The organism is Veillonella sp. 3913 (assembly GCF_003992235.1).
In the GTDB taxonomy this organism is placed as follows: Bacteria; Bacillota; Negativicutes; order Veillonellales; family Veillonellaceae; genus F0422.
On the sequence record NZ_RQVF01000002.1, the window covers coordinates 42,419 to 59,754 of the forward strand.

The window sequence follows — 17,336 nt, forward strand, 5'->3', positions numbered from 1 at the left end:
TATCCGCCTAACCTTGTTTCTTTTGCATTTTCGCCCAGGTATCACGCATACCTACAGTTCGATTCATCACAATATGGTCTGGCGTGCTATCTTTATCCGTTACAAAATAACCGGTACGCAAGAAATGATAATGATCACCTACTTGTGTATTACGGAATGCTGCTTCACCTTTAGCAGATTTTACTTCTAAGGAGTTTGGATTCAACTGTTGTAAGAAATCCTTATCTGCCGATTCGTCATCTTCTGCAGATAATAAATAATCGTATAAGCGCACTTCCATATCTACCGCTGTAGAGGCTTCTACCCAATGTAAGATACCTTTTACTTTCTTTTGACAGCCTGTTCCAGATTTTGTAGTTGGATCATAGGTACAATGGATTTCAGTGATATTGCCATTGTCATCCTTTACTACAGATTGACATTCAATGATGTAGGCACCTTTTAAGCGTACTTCTTTGCCAGGTGCTAAACGGAAGAATTTTTTCACTGGCTCTTCCATAAAATCACCACGCTCAATGTACACTTCTCGACCAAATGTCACTTCACGTGTGCCCATTGCTTCATTTTCTGTATTGTTCTCGATCACTAATGTCTCCGTTTGCCCTTCTGGATAATTTGTGATGACAACTTTTACTGGGTCTAGTACTGCCATATACCGTGGCGCTTTTAATTTCAAATCTTCACGGATACAGAACTCTAATAGACCTACTTCTACCATGCTATCTGCTTTGGCTACACCAATACGTTCACAGAAATCCCGAATGGACTCTGGGGTATAACCACGACGACGTAAACCAGAAATCGTTGGCATACGAGGATCATCCCAACCACTTACAAGATTTAACTCAACTAATTGACGCAATTTACGTTTACTCATGACCATATTCGTCACATTTAAGCGAGCAAATTCAATCTGTTTTGGTTTTTCTGTATCTTCCCAATCTTCCAACACCCAATTATAGAGTGGTCGATGCACTTCAAATTCTAAGGTACATACAGAATGGGTAATACGTTCAATCGCATCAGATACTGGATGGGCATAGTCATACATAGGGTAAATATTCCATTCAGAACCTGTACGATGATGGTCAGCATGTAAAATACGATACAATACAGGATCTCGCATTACGATATTAGGGTCTGCCATATCAATTTTGGCACGTAATACTTTTTCTCCATCCTTATATTTGCCCGCTTTCATTTCTTCAAAAAGACGTAAGTTTTCTTCCACGCTACGGTCACGATAAGGACTATTCGTGCCAGGAGTTGTAAAATCACCACGAGTAGCACGGATTTCTTCTGGTGTTTGATCATCTACATAGGCTTTACCTTTTTTGATCAATACTTGGGCATATTCATATAATTTACCAAAATAGTCAGATGCATAATGTACATCCCCATACCATTCAAAGCCTAACCATTTTACATCTTCTTCAATGGATTCTACATATTCCACATCTTCTTTCACAGGATTTGTATCATCAAAACGCAAGTTTGTTAAGCCATGATACGATTTGCCAAGACCAAAGTTAAGACAAATAGATTTTGCATGTCCAATATGCAAATACCCATTTGGCTCAGGTGGGAATCGCGTATGAACACGTTTTCCATAGGTATTTTCTTCATTGTCTGTATTAATAATCGCTTCAATAAAATTAACAGTTTGAGGCGTTGTTTCTTCTGTACTCATCATCGTCTCTTTCGATTCCATGTGATTCTTCCTCTCTTAGATTGATTATACACAAGTGCACGTTCTGCACATTCTCTTTATTATACCACAGGAACAGCTATGTTTCACCGTTTTCTTATGAATGAAACCAGCAATTTTCATATCAGCTCTCTCTACCATTTATTTCTCGATGGATTGGTAATTAACGCTTTCATTGACACAGGTCAACAATGGTTTACCATGTACACCAGCAATCAGATTATTAGCTGTCAGCATAGCCATCTCTTTACGAGTGCGATCAGTGAAAGACCCAATATGAGGTACCACTAGGCATTTACCAGTTTTAAGTAATGGATGGTCTGCCCCAATTGGTTCTGGATCTACCACATCTAAAGCCGCGTAATCGATTTGACCCGTTTCTAACGCGTGCACTAATGCGTCTGTATCCACAATCTTTCCACGTCCCACATTAACAAATAAAGCCGTCTCCTTCATCATTTCAAAAGCTTCTGCATCAATTAAATGATGTGTTTCCTCTGTCAATGGAGCCATTACTAAAATAATATCACTAGTAGTGAGCAACTTGCCCAGTGATACATATGTTGTCATGAGTAAACTATCGTCATTGCGACGATTACGGTTATGATACTGTACAGTCATCCCAAAAGCACGAGCTCTACGAGATACAGACACACCAATTTTACCCATACCTATAATGCCTAATGTCATACGGCTTAAATCTTTACCTTTAATATTTGAAGGGCGTTCAACCCATTTACCCTCCTTAACGAACTGAGCATTTTCATAAATTCTACGACTGGCAGCTGCCATCAATGTAAATGCTAACTCAGCTGTGGTTTCTGTTAATACATCAGGTGTATTGCCATAAGGTATATGACGTGCTGTTAACGCATCGATATCGATATTATCATAGCCCACAGAAGCCTGTGCAATTACCTTTAAATTTGGCGCATCTTTAACTAGTTCTTCATCCACAGCAAAATGATTAATACTCCATAATCCATCTGCATCACGAAGCCATTCTTTTAGCAGCTCTTTTGGCATTTTTTCTTTTTCTGTCCACTGACGCACTGTCACATGTTCACTTAAATAAGCGACTACATCTTTACGCACTAGACCCGGTACTACTACTATTGGTTTATTCATTTGTTACCTCACTTTCATGTATCCTATGTATCTACCCTATAAGTATTATGTTATATTATCCACTCTTGACTATTGCTAGTCATCGTTATAAATACCTCTTTTGTAAATTATATCATATCTCCTTTGGACAATAAAAAAGACAGTCCTATTTTCATAGAACTGTGCTTTTTATTTGTAGATACGGTAACTTGCACTCTCAAACGTACCCGAGAGCTTCTACGCTTTCTATACGATGATATGCTATTCCACAAACGTTCCTAGAATAACATGTTTATCCTACCAATTGGATTTTCCTTCATTGAACATTTCAAATGCATGTGCAATTTGGCGTCTCAATTTTAATCGTTGTGAATCACTTAATACATATTCTACACCATTATGTGCGATGCGCCCATTTTTTACAATGCTACTCAAATCGTAAAGAATTTCTCTAGCCATGCTTGCATTGCCTGCTAATTCATCAATTGTTACATCATAATAATTAGCCAATCGCTTTAAGGTTTCCAAATCAGGCTCTCGATATCCTGTTTCGTAATTTGACAGGGCAGCATTACTAATACCAATATCCCGAGCCACATCTAATTGACTCCGCCCAATCCGTTTACGGGCATGTCTTAAATTTTCACCTAATGCCATTGTATCACCCCTTATACTACGTGAATCTATAGTATAAATAACCTATCTCTATTATAGCATGAGATACAATAGATATGCTATAGAAAACCACTATCCCACATCTCACGAATTGTGTATCTCTCTATGTTTTTCAGCATTTTTGAATTGTATTACACGAATTGAATTGTTTATCCCAACTGCGCATGCGTATTTTTGATTATATTTTAATCAAAATTGATAGATTTCATTCTATTTTAATCGTTTTCACTCATAAATTATTTATATTATTCATGTGCATGTTCTGGTGGCGGTAATTGTTCAACTCGGAATACCTCACCTATAGTTTGAATTTTTCCAGGAATGTATTCAACAATCTGTGTCATCAATACATATAACAATCGTGGATCAAAATTAGAATTTGCGCTTTGATTAATACAATCTAAATATACACTATCATCATCTTCTTCAATATAATATTTGAAGCTTTTATATGTACTGTTCTCACGATTGATAAAAGTCAGAATATCTTGACGATTTTCCTTAGTAACAACACCTGCCCCCATCAATAATCGAATTGTAGCATAAATTGTATCATCCAACAATAAAAATACTGGAATATCTCCTAATTCTGTTTGTACATAGGATCTAAATACAACCGTATGATCTTCATCGCCAACTTCACGCTTTTCAAAGCATGTCAATTGTTCATCAATGAGAAATTTTTCAAATAATCTCGCCTTTTCATTCATAGGTATCACCTCGTTAAAAAAAAGGGCATTGCTTGTCACAATGCCCATATAATTTTATTCTATCAGTCTTAATCCTTTTTAGATTTTGTAGTTTTCCGCGGTTTACTTTCTTTTTTAGTAGCCGTTTCTTCTACTGCAGTATTTTCTACTTTAACACTTTCTACTGCTGCAATAATACGAGTTAAGTCTTTTTGTGTATGTGGATACAAGACCTCAAAAATAGTATATGCTACTAACTCTGGCTCAAAATTATCTCCACTCATTAAGCTTACATCTAAAAGAATTGCTTCGTAGCCATCTTCTTCCATTAGATAGTGTTTGAAACATTTAAATTCACTATTCAATTGATTTAGCACTTCCACTGTAGCTTTTCGCTGTTCTGGAGTGAAACGACCACCTGCAATTTCTAAACGCACAAAACCAAATGGCGTATCATCCAATACTACAAACAATGGGAACACAATATCATTATACTCAATACTCGCATCGAATATCGCTGTATTATATTGATCATCTTCAATCTCACGAAGAGTAAAAAGATTTGTTAATTCATTTTGTTCAATAAACTGTTGAAATAATTCTGCTTTTTTGTTCACTGTCTTAACTCCATTCCAAATACGTTTAAAATTAAAACTCATTACCATAATGATAACACACAATGAGATATGATTTCAATGGATTAACAAGATTCATCTTCTTTATAAATACAACGATCATTTTCAAAGCGTGCAATTCGCACTAATGAATGTACTTCATACCCTGCTTTTTCTAAACGCTCACGACCTGGTTGGAATGATTTTTCAATGACAATAGCAATTCCTTCTACCGTATCTCCTGCGCTTTCTACAAGCTTAGCTAATCCCATAGCCGCTTCACCGCTAGCTAAAAAATCATCAATAATTAATACTTTCTCTCCTGCAGGTAAGAATTTTTTGGAGATTGTTACATCATAGTTCTCTTCTTTGGTATAAGAATATACCACAGAGTGATATACATCATCTGTCATCAAAATGGATTTTTTCTTGCGCGCAAATACTAAAGGAACATCTAATTCAATGGCAACTTGTAATGCGATTGCAATACCAGAGGCTTCAATCGTAACAATACGTTCAATACCTCGTCCTTCAAATTGTTTCGCAATTTCTTTACCGATTTGAACAAACAATTTAGGATCAATTTGATGATTTAAAAATCCATCTACTTTTAACACTCGATTGTTTAATACAATACCTTCTGCATCAATACGCTGTTTTAATAATTCCACGATGATCCTCCTTATTGTTTTCTGTCTTTCAATATATTAATAAATTGTGAAACACCTTCTGTTAATGCATCCATTCTTGATCGTACTAATACAATACGACGCTCTGGAATATGTAAGTTTGTTTTTAATTCGATTAAAGAACCTTTTTTTATTTTTTCTCTAGCCACTAATTCTGGCACTAAAGAAATCCCTAAGTTAATTTCAACCAAATCCATAAGTACATCCAAGCTACCTAGCTCAAAAGCTGGGCTCGTACATCGATTATAGGTAACCGTATCAAAAAAAGTACGACTGCTCGCCCCCATCGTAAGCAATAATAATGGCTCTGCCATAATTTCATCAATGGACCAAACCTTCGACTCATCTTTGTATATAGTGCCTCCTACAAATATATCTTGCATAGGCTCTAAATCTAGGATTTCTAAAAGATTATTATCATAGAGTCCATCATAGGCATGAACCACAGCGATTTGAGCCTCTCCCGATTCAAGCATTCCTACGCATTCACGGGATGGTCGATTCGTAACACGTAAACTAATATCTAGCTGTTTTTCTTGCCAACTTTTGAAAGTAGGTAACAAAAAATACTTACTCAATGTATCTGTAGCTGCTAAGTGTAAACTCTTATAATCCCTAGATACACGTTCTTGTAGTTTTACAATCCCATTGTCTAAAATGGAAAATGCTTCTACAGCTGTTTCAAAGAGTTCACGACCTGCTTTTGTAAAAGCTACTGATTTTGTTGTCCTTTCAAATAGAGGAATTCCTAAATCTTTTTCTAATTGCTTAATACTCTGGCTAATGGCCGATTGTGAGACACCATTCGCTTTCGCTGCCTTGGAAAAAGATAAGTGCAATCCTACTCCCACAAAGGCACGCAGTAATTCTGCAGACACAGACATAAATAACCTCAAATTTTCTATGAAAGTAATTCACTTCCACTATTACTTTACTATTATATATACTTATAAGTTTACCTATATTCATTACTATTGTCAAACTGCAAAAATACAAATAGAATTTTATCTATCTATTTGTAATAAAACTATATAAAATGGTTGCGTTCTAGCTTATAAACTAGTAATATATATTTGATAAGAAAATCTGGGGCATAACAATCCCCCCGTATGTATGAAAGGAATTTAACTATGCATTGCGCACAAAAATTGACTGATCATATTTATTGGATTGGTAGCAACGATTGGAGTACAGAACGTTTTGAAAACTTGTTTCCAATTCCAAATGGGGTAAGCTACAATTCCTATTTTATTGACGACGAAAAAACTTGTATTGTTGACTCTGTAGATGATAGCATTCGTCAAGAATTCTTTGACAATGTAGAACATTTGTTAAATGGTCGTGAGTTAGATTATTTAATCGTAAATCACATGGAACCTGATCATTGTGCTACATTAGTAGAATTGCTAGACCGTTACCCAAATGTGAAAATGGTCGGCAATAAAACTACCTTCCGATTCTTTGAGCAGTTCTATGGTCGTCCAGCTCCTGACAACTACTACGAAGTAAAAGAAGGCGACACCATCGATCTTGGTCATCATAAGCTTCACAGCTACACCATGCCAATGGTTCACTGGCCAGAAGTAACCTGTACTTACGAATCAACAACAGGCACTTTATTCTCTGCTGATGCGTTTGGTACATTTGGCACCATCAACGGCAATATCTTCGCTGATCAATTAGATTTTGATCGTGTATACGAAGATGAAGCTCGTCGTTATTACACAAATATCGTAGGCAAATATGGTGCACAAGTACAAAATGCATTGAAAAAAGCATCTTCCTTGAATGTAAATATCATTGCACCTCTTCATGGACCAATTTGGAGAACTCCTGATAGCATTTCTTATATCATCAGTAAATACATGCATTGGAGCACTTACAATGCAGAGAAAAAAGGCGTTGTCATTGCTTTCGGTTCCATGTATGGTAACACTGCTGAAATGGCTCAGCAATTAGCGAAGTTGCTATCTTTACGCGGTGTAACAGATATCCGTATTTATGATGTATCTAAAACTAATCCATCTTACATCATTTCTGATGCATGGAAATATAGCCACTTAGTATGTATGGCACCAACTTACAACTTAGGCTTATACTTGACTATGGAAAACTTATTACATGAGTTACATGCATTAAACTTCCATAACCATAAAGTTTCTATCGTAGGTAACCATTCCTGGGCATCCGGCGCGATGAAACGCATGGTTGATTACTTTACAAATGAATTTAAAAACATGGAAATTGTTGGTACTCCACTAGATATTAAAGGCGCATTACACAATGAACAATTACCATTGTTTGAAGAATTAGCAGATTCCATCGTTGCTTCCTTAGCAGAAACAGATATTAAAACTTTATAATCAATACAAGCGACTCTACTGTGTAGAGTCGCTTTTTATGTATACATCTAAACAATTAATAATACTATTGATGAATCTAGTTTTAGTATAACCCAATATTTAGTATAGAGTGTAACTGTAAATTCCTTGTAACATATACAAAATGAGCTATCATGAAGGGACATTCCCAACTTGATAGCTCATTTTTACAGGTAATATATGCATTACTATATCTGATAGCAAATAAATCTACACAGAGGATGTATAAGTACAATCACATCATTATATCTGGGTATTACCTATCGATTCTACTAACATACTATCGACGATAACGACCTAACATACGCGCCCCTTTTGGTGCTTCTAAAATCATTGACCACACCATTCCATGTCTAGCTGCCAATCGTAAGGCTTCCTTCTTAGACGTACCAGAATAAATAGGTCTGTCTTTCCTTACCTCGTTAACAGATATGTTTGCAGATTTCCTTCGTTTATCCTCTATTCGTTCATGGACTGTAGCACGCATTTCCTCTGCGTCATATCTCGGTGAGTCTACTGGCTTCTCATATCTATCTACATTCACTGGATTGCTTGTATTCACAGTCCCTTCGGAGGTGTTTCCCACCATTACATCAGGATCCATATTCACAGATTCCTTCGGGTCCCGTGAAAGTGTAATACCATAATACTCTTCCATTTCCTCCCAAGTCATATCCTTAGTCGGAACTGGTTTTTGTGACGATTCCTCGTTAGATGTTCCTTTTTTAAATATAAAGGACCCTAAAATAATCAGAATGAGTATCCCTATTTCCATAATCGGATACCTCCTCTACCTTATTCATGTGTACCTTTACCATCGATGGTAGACGCATAATCACCTTCAGAAATGCTTTCACGCATTTTAGTGTCCGCCATAATATTGTTCATCGAATAGTAATCCATAACACCCAAATTACCCTCACGTAACGCTTGAGATAATGCTTTTGGTACTTCCGCTTGAGCTTCTACTACCTTTGCTTGCATTTCTTGGGTATGGGCACGCATTTCTTGTTCTTGTGCCACCGCCATAGCTCGACGTTTTTCTGCTTGAGCTTGGGCAATTTTTTTGTCCGCTTCCGCTTGATCTGTCATCAATTGGGCGCCAATATTACGTCCTACATCTACGTCGGCAATATCAATGGATAAGATTTCAAAAGCTGTCCCTGCATCTAAGCCTTTATTCAATACAGTACGAGAAATATGGTCTGGATTTTCCAACACGTCTGTATGCTCTTCAGAAGAACCTACAGTAGTAACAATACCTTCCCCAACACGGGCAATAATCGTTGCTTCTCCAGCGCCACCAACTAAACGATCAATATTAGCACGCACTGTCACACGAGCACGAACTTTTAGTTCAATACCATTTTTAGCTACTGCAGAAATAATCGGCGTTTCAATCACTTTTGGATTGACCGACATTTGTACTGCTTCTAATACGTCACGACCTGCTAAATCAATGGCTGCAGATCGTTCAAATGTTAACTCCATAGTAGCACGTTCTGCTGCAATCAATGCATCAACCACACGGTCTACATCACCACCCGCTAAATAATGGGCCTCTAATTGATCTACCGTCACATCTAAGCCAGCTTTATTGGCTTTCACCAAAGGAAGTACGATTTGAGATGGAGATACACGACGAAGACGCATACCAATCAAAGTCATAATGCTGACGTTCACGCCTGCTGCTAGAGCAGATACCCATAGCCCTAATGGGACGAAATGTAAAAATAAAGAAATGCCGATAATTAGAATAATCGGAAAAATGATAAATCCTACCGTTCCAATAATTGTTTCCATATGTCCTCCTATCTATTTGTAGTTCTCACTACGATACGACCACCAGTAACAGAAATAATTTCCACTTCTGTGCCTGGTTCATAAAATTCACCATCAGTGACTACATCGAGGAATGTTCCTTCCACAACGATGGTCCCTGCTGGTCGCAACACCGTTTTTGTATATCCAATCTTGCCCAACCAACAATTTGGGTCTGGATGTGTAGCATATCCTTTTTCCTTAGTAGATGTTAGGTGCAATGTCAATCGTTCTCCTAAAGCTGTCTTAGGAAATACAGAGATAATCCACCACAACAATAGTACGCCCACTACTGAAAGCGAGGTGACAGTAACTATTGCCATAGGTCCTCCTCCCATCCAATCATAGATACCCCATAGGAATAGCAACAAGCCTGTTAGACCAAATATACCAAATCCTGGTATCATCATTTCGATGAGGAGCAAAATAATACCACTTACTAAAAGTCCTATCATAGCGTCTCCTTTCTCTTTACTATCTCTTTATCTGTATTATATCACAATCTCTTTATATAAAAGATGAAAAAGCTAGATTTTGTTATCTCTATTCTCCTCTTTAATCTATATATAATAAAATAAGAGGCCTTCTAAAGAAAGCCTCTTAATTGTTTAGTGATTAAACGTCTTCGCGGTATGGAGCTTGACCGATTTCGTAGAAATCGTTTCCTTCGCTATCGATAACAACGATTGCAGGGAAATCTTCTACTGTTAATTCTGCCAAAGCTTCTGGACCTAAGTCAGCATAAGCGATAACATCATATTTTTTAATGGATTTAGCAATTAAAGCTGCTGCACCACCAACGGCTGCAAAGTAAGTTACGCCGTTTTTCTTCATAGATTCGATAACTTCTGGTTTACGGGAACCTTTACCGATCATGCCTTTGATACCTTGATCAAGCATTGTTGGTGTGTAAGCATCCATACGACCAGATGTTGTAGGACCAGCGGAACCGATTGGATCTCCTGGTTTAGCTGGGCTTGGTCCTAAATAGTAAACGATTTTGTCATGCCAATCGATTGGTAATTCTTCGCCACGTGCTAATGCTTCAGTCATTACTTTATGAGCAGCGTCACGAGCACTGTAGATTTTACCAGAAATAAGAACCATATCACCAGCTTTTAATTTACGGGATTGTTCTTCTGTTAAAGGTGTTTGAATACGAATTTGTTCTGCCATGGTTATTCCCCCTCTTAAACTTCACCGTGAGCATGACGGCTAGCGTGGCAGCAGATAGTTACTGCTACAGGAAGACCAGCGATATGTGTTGCTGCCCACTCGATATTAACGGAAACTGCTGTTGTAGAACCACCTAATTGAGGTCCGATACCAGTTTTGTTAACCATTGCATTGATTTCTTCTTCCAATTTTGCATATTCAGGATGTGCATTACGTTCTTCTACAGAGCGAAGAAGAGCTTTTTTGGAAAGGAATGCTGCGTAGTCCATAGTACCACCGATACCAATACCTAGTACCATTGGAGGGCATGGATTAGGGCCAGCTTTTTTAACGATTTCAAGAACTGCTTTTTTTACGCCTTCAACGCCATCAGCAGGAACCAACATTTTTACGCCAGATTTGTTTTCAGAGCCAAAGCCTTTTAACTCTACATTAATGTCAACTTTGTCGCCTGGAACAATTTTAGTGTAAATAACTGCTGGAGTGTTATTTTTAGTGTTTACGCGGTTGAACAAAGGTTCAGCTACTACGGATTTACGAAGATATCCGTCCACATAACCTTTTGCTACACCAGCTTGAACAGCTTCTTCAAGATCTCCACCTTCGAAGTGTACATCTTGACCAACTTCTAAGAATACGATTGTAAGACCAGTATCTTGGCAGATTGGACGATCTTCAGCATCAGCAATTTCCGCATTTTTGATGATTTGATCCAATACACCTTTACCTACTGGAGATTTCTCACACTCATAGCCTTTTTTCAATGCATTATACATATCTTTTGGAAGATGATATGCTGCATTCATACATAATTCTGCTACCTTTTCTGTTACTTTCTCAACGTGAATGTTACGCAAAGTAATCCCTCCTCAACTTAAAACAGAGACCTTTCTCTTGTGTATTATTGTATCACCATTACCTTATCTTTTTCAATTCTTTAAGAATAGGTACTATAACTGTTTATTATGATAGAATTTATTATCATTTAATGGTAAATGCATATAGTTCTCTATTTCTAAGGTATTCTTAAATCCCATGGTTCATTCCTTATATGGACAAATATCCACCCTTTATAAACCATTTAAAATACACATATATTTAATCTTCTCAATACATTATTTCCTACTAAAAACTACTATGTTTACACACAAAATATACCTCTATAAACTGAAAAACTCTCTCATTAAATCATAATAAGAGAGTTTTATTTATGCTATTTTATATATTTTCTTATGGAAATAGTGCTACCTATGATTTATTGATATAGCAAATATAAGTTATTTCCAGCCATATATGTAACATTTATTATAGACAATCATACCCACTATAGGTCAGCTGCTTCTATCCACTCTTGTAAATCGGCTTCTCCTCCGATGATATCTTCATCATAAGCGCCTGCTAACTCTGGGTAGCGACATACTTCAATCGTATAGAGTATCGCTTCATCTCGACCATTACGGAAGGTACCAATCCATACACCACGAATCGTAGACTCATACCATTCTACTGGTTGATCTGTATCTTTTAGGTGTATCGTTACATCGCCACGCCCCAATGTTTCCAATACTTCCACTTGCTCTTCCATAGTGAGACCTGTATTTTCCACATAAATCGTATAGGTTTCTCCTGTTTGACGCAAGTGCTGCATGGCATTTTTCAATTCTTGAAACACCGCTTTTACACGGCCAAATTCATTTTGCATAGAATCTCCTTATCAAATTATTACAGTTTATAGTATGTAGCAGTCTATTCTTCTTTTCCACTCACAGGACTAGCTGTTACATACCAATTAGATAAAACCCTCAGCACTCGTTCTTTCACTTCTGCTACCGCAGCTTGTGTGGAATTACTTAAGGTAAGGCCTAATTCTAAACTTTCAGGTTCTACACCGATGACAACGGCATCTTCTAAAGGATCTTCTTGTAATGCACGAATGCGTAAAATATCTTGCATCCCCACTTCATGCACAGAAATAGCTTCTGTAAAATAACTATTCATTTCCTCATGAGGAAACTCATATACTGTGCCTGGTGCATCACCACCATTGATGGCATCCACTAACAATAGTTTTGTCATACCCCGCATATACGTAAGCAATTCCATGCCCATGGTGCCTCCATCTAGAATGGTAATAGGAGGATTAAATACATAATCCTCCCGTAATTGGTTCACCACATGGACACCGAATCCCTCATCAGTAAGCAAAATATTGCCTACCCCTAATAGCACAATGGGATTACTTTTTATTTCGTCCATATAAGTCCTCTATATCTTCTGGATCTGTAGGGTAAAATTTCATACCTGAAACCATACTAGATACTTCTCCAGATTCTTCCATAACATCTTCGCGGAATGCCATATACACATGTATAATTGTAAATAACAAAAATCCCCAAGCAATATAATGATGGATCATATGCACTTGATATTCCGTAAACAATAAGTTCACTGGATTAAAAATTTGTGCAATCCACGTATTAGGATACACTTGTGCAAACATAGCAAGACCTGTACAAATTTCTAGGAACAACATCACATATACCCCAAAATAACTAGTACGAGCCATAGAATTACGCAAGAAACGATGCTCTCGTTGCTGTGGTAACATTAGATAGTGCTTAATTGTGTCCCACAGACCAATCCAATACGACTTTTTATGAAATCTAGGAAACAATCTATCGCCACGATATCGAATTCCACCATAAATACGGAATATAAGGGCAGCAATTAAGATAAAGGCTGCGATAAAGTGAATTTTACGAATCATCTCCATAGAGAACCAACCGCCCACTGCGATTGTCGGTTCCACACTACCTGGTGTAGCTTGGAAACCTGGATTCCCAATGTATAGGCCCGTCCAGAATAGAGCCGTTACACAGAGAACCATAGTCCAATGGAAAATGCGGAGCCATAAACTAAATACACGATAAGGCTTTTTATTTAATGGTAACATAGACAGCCTCCTCCCTATTTACATAGGGCATCTGTATTGACAGACACTATTTTTTCACCCTTTTTATTGTACAAGTGCGTCGCACATGCTAAGCAAGGATCAAAGGAATGAATCCCTTTTAAAATTTCCAATGGTTTATCTGCAATTTTAACTTTTGTATCCATCATATTTGCTTCATATGCACCATGTTCGCCAGCAATCGTTTTAGGGCATGCATTCCATGTCGTTGGTACGATACATTGATAATTGTCTACACGACCATCTTTTATGACACACCAATGTCCTAAACCACCACGTGGTGCATCTAATAAACCTACACCTTTTGCCTCTTTTGGCCAAGAATTAGGATCGAATTTACGAGTATCCGCCACAACAGTATCACCGGTTTTAATATTTTCAATCAAGCGATTGTAGAAATGTTGGCTCAAGTTTGCTGCCACTTGTGCATCTAATCCGCGAGCTGCCGTACGGCCCACTGTGGAACACATCCACACATGAGCTGGTACACCTAGTACCTTGGACACTGCATCAATTTGGTCGACCATCATTTTTTCAGCCCAAGTAGGCTCTTTGATGATACCTTGTTTTACTTTTACATAGACAACGATGTATTTTGCTAATGGGCCCACTTCGCAAGCTTTACCTTTGAAAGTAGGTGATTTAATCCAAGAATATTTTTTCTCTTCATCCAAGAATTCCCATTTTTTGTTGGTTCCTGTTTTAGGACCTGTAAAAGCTGGTTTCGTTACACCTTCTGTTGGATGTAAGGATGTTTCGCCATTTGGATATTCAAACCAAGAATGATTGATTTCTTCCGACAAGAAGTCAGGATTCATCAAATCTTCCCCTTCTAAAGCTGTAAATGTTGCTTTTTCCCAACCAAGCTCAAAGTTTTCTACTACACCATTCGCACGAACAAGAGCTTTTTTGAAATAATCTCCATTGCTGATGCCACTGAATGTATCATCTGGATAGCCACCGTAGGCTAAGACGCGTTTTTTCGCTAAGCCCCCACCATCAACCATGCCAGCTTTTACATATAGATGACCGATGGCTAGTAAATCTGGTAAATAGAAATAGTTCACCAAATCTTTTGCCAAGGAAATGGATTCATCCACACTTGCCAAACGAGCCGCATTCACAGGGGCATTCATATCATCCATGGAAATAGAGCAAGGCATACCACCTACGATGTAATGAGGATGTGGGTTTTTACCACCGAAAATAACATGCGGCGTCACAATATCACGTTGACGATCCAAGATTGTCAAATAGTGAGAAATAGCCATCAAATGCACTTCTGGAGGTAATAATTGATAATCTGGATGATCCCACCATTGAGCGGAGAAAATGCCTAATTGACCACTTTCTACAATTTTTTTCACTTTTGTTTGAATCGCTGCATAATACGTAGCATTGCCTTTAGGGAATTCCTTAGGGTACGCAGATGTAGAAGATTCCAAATCGTTTGGTTGCAATCCGCTCACATTGTATGTGTCTAGGACTTGTTGTTGCAATTCTGCTGTTTTCTTAGGATCTGCTTTCAACGCCTCTACTGGGCTTACCCAGTCAAGAGCATGCAAGTGATAGAAATGCACAATATGATCATGTACATCTAAACAACTATGCATCATATTACGGATATAGTTGGCATTTTTAGGAATTTGAATACCCAATGCATCTTCTACAGCACGAAGAGCTGCCAAAGCATGCGTAGAAGTACATACGCCACAAATACGTTGCACAAAGGCCCATACATCACGAGGATCACGATTTTTAGCTACTAATTCAATGCCACGCCAAGCTGTACCACTGGATAGGGCATCTTGTACTTGACCTGTTGCTTCATCAACACTAACTTCTACACGTAAGTGACCTTCAATACGGGTCACTGGATCTACTACAACTCGTTTCATTATTGGTCACTACCTTTCTCGTCAGATTCTTTTTGTTTTGCTTCTTGTTCAGCTAAATATTTTTTCTCTTCTTGGATGGAATCATATTTATGTTTCGCTAACGTAATACCACCGTGAGCGATAACTGCACCAAAGGCGCCAAATCCTGCTACTGTACCTAATGTATCCACATCAGTGATGGTATTTGGTGTATGAATATGAGGTAATCGTTGGTAAAAGTTGTCATTGTCCCAGAATCCCTTTTCAGAGCAACCAATACAACCATGTCCAGATTGAATTGGATAGGACAACCCATTCCACCAACGTAAATTACCACAGGAGTTATATGTTTCTGGTCCACGGCAACCTACTTTATATAGACACCAGCCAGCTTTCGATGCATCATCATCGAAGTGTTCCACGAATAAACCAGAATCAAAGAAAGGACGGCGGTAGCAAGTATCATGGATGCGATTTCCATAGAATTGTTTTGGTCTTCCTTCTACGTCAAGAGGTGGAATTTCACCAAATAAAGCATAATGCATAATCACGCCAGTCATCACCTCTGGAATCGGAGGGCATCCTGGTACTTTAATGATTTTTTTGCCTTTTACGATAGAAGAAACAGATACTGTATTCGTTGGGTTTGGCTTTGCTGCTTGAATACCACCCCAAGCTGCACAAGAGCCATATTCGATGATGAACGCAGCCCCTTCAGCGCATTCTTTCAATACATCTACAAATGGACGTCCACCAACTTGGCAGTACGAGCCATTTTCATCCAATGGCACACCACCTTCAACAGCCAATACATACTTACCTTTTTTACTTTCTAACAAGTGATGTAAATGATGTTCAAATGGTTCCCCTGCTGCGGCAGCCAAGGTATCATCATACTCTAAGGCAATCATATTTAAAATCACATCAGATGCGAAAGGCGATGTGGATCGAATGAAAGACTCGTCACATCCTGTACATTCATGACCATGCAACCAAATCACCGTAGGTAATTCTTTTGTTTCTGCCGCTGCCACGACTTTGTTTGTCAATGCTGGCGGCAACCCTAAAATAGCAGTTAAAGCTACACAGGATTTCATAAAAGTACGTCGGCTTAATTTACGTTCTTGGAATAATTTCCAAAGACTATTCAATGATTCTTTCACAAAAAAGCCCCTTTCTTGCAATAACTTTATAGCATCTCTACAAATTAATATACTATCCATAGTATATCATGAAAGATATTCCTTCTATAGAACATTAATCACTAATTTGTAAAAATATTTTTATATCCTCTATTTATAGTTTCAATAATTTACGTACAGAAGCTGCCTTCTTATAGCCTCCTACGCGATCTTTCTCTTTTCCTTTTTTATAGCAGATAATTGTTGGTACACCTTGCACATCTTCTTTTAAAGCAATCTCTTTAGCTACGTCAATATCAATAGCAATCATGCGTGCTACACCTTGCAATTCATCATGTAACACATCCAGTTCTTCTTTCATAGATTGACAAGGAGAACACCATTCTGCTGTAAAGCAAGCTAAGACGATTTCATCCTCACCTTTTACAACAGCTTTAAAATCTTCATAGTTGTTAATCGATTCTAGTTTCATCACAATACCTCCTA

Annotated in this window: 19 protein-coding genes; 1 reads left to right on the forward strand and 18 read right to left on the reverse strand. The window is 37.8% G+C overall.

Going from position 1 to position 17,336, the window contains the following annotated elements:
• Positions 1–7: 7 nt before the first annotated feature.
• The 7 genes from EO113_RS03385 to EO113_RS03415 all read right to left on the reverse strand — a co-directional run bounded on the left by EO113_RS03385 (position 8) and on the right by EO113_RS03415 (position 6,366).
• The gene (locus EO113_RS03385) at positions 8–1,711 is read right to left on the reverse strand and encodes a glutamine--tRNA ligase/YqeY domain fusion protein (protein WP_127135562.1); all 1,704 of its coding nucleotides are present in this window, start codon (positions 1,709–1,711) and stop codon (positions 8–10) included.
• A 138-nt stretch (positions 1,712–1,849) separates the two neighbouring features.
• A complete protein-coding gene (locus EO113_RS03390) occupies positions 1,850–2,836 on the reverse strand; it encodes a D-glycerate dehydrogenase (protein ID WP_127010166.1) in 987 nt (328 codons plus the stop codon).
• A gap of 276 nt (positions 2,837–3,112) precedes the next feature.
• Positions 3,113–3,472 carry a helix-turn-helix domain-containing protein gene (locus tag EO113_RS03395; protein ID WP_009353094.1) on the reverse strand — a complete coding sequence of 120 codons (360 nt, stop codon included), beginning with the start codon at positions 3,470–3,472 and terminating at the stop codon, positions 3,113–3,115.
• A gap of 263 nt (positions 3,473–3,735) precedes the next feature.
• Positions 3,736–4,200 carry a hypothetical protein gene (locus EO113_RS03400; RefSeq protein ID WP_009353098.1) on the reverse strand — a complete coding sequence of 155 codons (465 nt, stop codon included), beginning with the start codon at positions 4,198–4,200 and terminating at the stop codon, positions 3,736–3,738.
• Between the two features lie 68 nt (positions 4,201–4,268).
• On the reverse strand, positions 4,269–4,838 hold the full coding sequence (locus tag EO113_RS03405) for a hypothetical protein (protein WP_164726313.1): 570 nt from the start codon (positions 4,836–4,838) through the stop codon (positions 4,269–4,271).
• Positions 4,839–4,879: 41 nt separating this feature from the next.
• Positions 4,880–5,464, reverse strand: coding sequence for a xanthine phosphoribosyltransferase (locus EO113_RS03410; protein ID WP_009353068.1), 585 nt, complete (start codon positions 5,462–5,464; stop codon positions 4,880–4,882).
• Positions 5,465–5,475: 11 nt separating this feature from the next.
• The gene (locus EO113_RS03415; protein WP_126940714.1) at positions 5,476–6,366 is read right to left on the reverse strand and encodes a LysR family transcriptional regulator; all 891 of its coding nucleotides are present in this window, start codon (positions 6,364–6,366) and stop codon (positions 5,476–5,478) included.
• A 246-nt stretch (positions 6,367–6,612) separates the two neighbouring features.
• Here EO113_RS03415 and EO113_RS03420 point away from each other — a divergent pair, with 246 nt between their 5' ends.
• Positions 6,613–7,845 (forward strand): FprA family A-type flavoprotein, encoded by a 1,233-nt coding sequence (locus tag EO113_RS03420; RefSeq protein WP_126940715.1) that lies wholly within the window; start codon positions 6,613–6,615, stop codon positions 7,843–7,845.
• A 298-nt stretch (positions 7,846–8,143) separates the two neighbouring features.
• On the opposite strand, the gene EO113_RS03425 is transcribed toward EO113_RS03420, so the two are convergent.
• From EO113_RS03425 to EO113_RS03475, 11 genes are all read right to left on the reverse strand, one after another.
• The gene (locus EO113_RS03425) at positions 8,144–8,638 is read right to left on the reverse strand and encodes a hypothetical protein (protein WP_126940716.1); all 495 of its coding nucleotides are present in this window, start codon (positions 8,636–8,638) and stop codon (positions 8,144–8,146) included.
• Positions 8,639–8,658: 20 nt separating this feature from the next.
• The gene (gene floA / locus EO113_RS03430) at positions 8,659–9,666 is read right to left on the reverse strand and encodes a flotillin-like protein FloA (RefSeq protein WP_009353112.1); all 1,008 of its coding nucleotides are present in this window, start codon (positions 9,664–9,666) and stop codon (positions 8,659–8,661) included.
• A gap of 8 nt (positions 9,667–9,674) precedes the next feature.
• On the reverse strand, positions 9,675–10,139 hold the full coding sequence (locus EO113_RS03435) for an NfeD family protein (RefSeq protein WP_062401404.1): 465 nt from the start codon (positions 10,137–10,139) through the stop codon (positions 9,675–9,677).
• Positions 10,140–10,299: 160 nt separating this feature from the next.
• Complete coding sequence (locus EO113_RS03440) at positions 10,300–10,860, reverse strand: Fe-S-containing hydro-lyase (protein ID WP_009353067.1); 561 nt, start codon at positions 10,858–10,860, stop codon at positions 10,300–10,302.
• Between the two features lie 14 nt (positions 10,861–10,874).
• On the reverse strand, positions 10,875–11,717 hold the full coding sequence (locus tag EO113_RS03445) for a fumarate hydratase (RefSeq protein WP_127135564.1): 843 nt from the start codon (positions 11,715–11,717) through the stop codon (positions 10,875–10,877).
• A 467-nt stretch (positions 11,718–12,184) separates the two neighbouring features.
• Entirely contained in the window at positions 12,185–12,562 is a 378-nt protein-coding gene (locus tag EO113_RS03450; protein ID WP_062401403.1) for a hydrogenase expression/formation C-terminal domain-containing protein, read from the reverse strand.
• Between the two features lie 44 nt (positions 12,563–12,606).
• Positions 12,607–13,116, reverse strand: a complete 510-nt coding sequence (locus EO113_RS03455; RefSeq protein ID WP_127135565.1) for a HyaD/HybD family hydrogenase maturation endopeptidase — start codon at positions 13,114–13,116, stop codon at positions 12,607–12,609.
• Positions 13,097–13,813: a Ni/Fe-hydrogenase, b-type cytochrome subunit gene (cybH, locus tag EO113_RS03460; protein WP_127135566.1), complete on the reverse strand. Its 717-nt coding sequence runs from the start codon at positions 13,811–13,813 to the stop codon at positions 13,097–13,099. The genes EO113_RS03455 and cybH overlap by 20 nt, the downstream gene beginning before the upstream one ends.
• Positions 13,814–13,827: 14 nt before the next feature.
• Positions 13,828–15,729 carry a nickel-dependent hydrogenase large subunit gene (locus EO113_RS03465; RefSeq protein WP_127135567.1) on the reverse strand — a complete coding sequence of 634 codons (1,902 nt, stop codon included), beginning with the start codon at positions 15,727–15,729 and terminating at the stop codon, positions 13,828–13,830.
• Entirely contained in the window at positions 15,729–16,871 is a 1,143-nt protein-coding gene (locus EO113_RS03470; RefSeq protein ID WP_127135568.1) for a hydrogenase small subunit, read from the reverse strand. The genes EO113_RS03465 and EO113_RS03470 overlap by 1 nt, the downstream gene beginning before the upstream one ends.
• 133 nt (positions 16,872–17,004) lie before the next feature.
• Complete coding sequence (locus EO113_RS03475) at positions 17,005–17,322, reverse strand: co-chaperone YbbN (RefSeq protein WP_009353085.1); 318 nt, start codon at positions 17,320–17,322, stop codon at positions 17,005–17,007.
• Between the last annotated feature and the right edge of the window lie 14 nt (positions 17,323–17,336).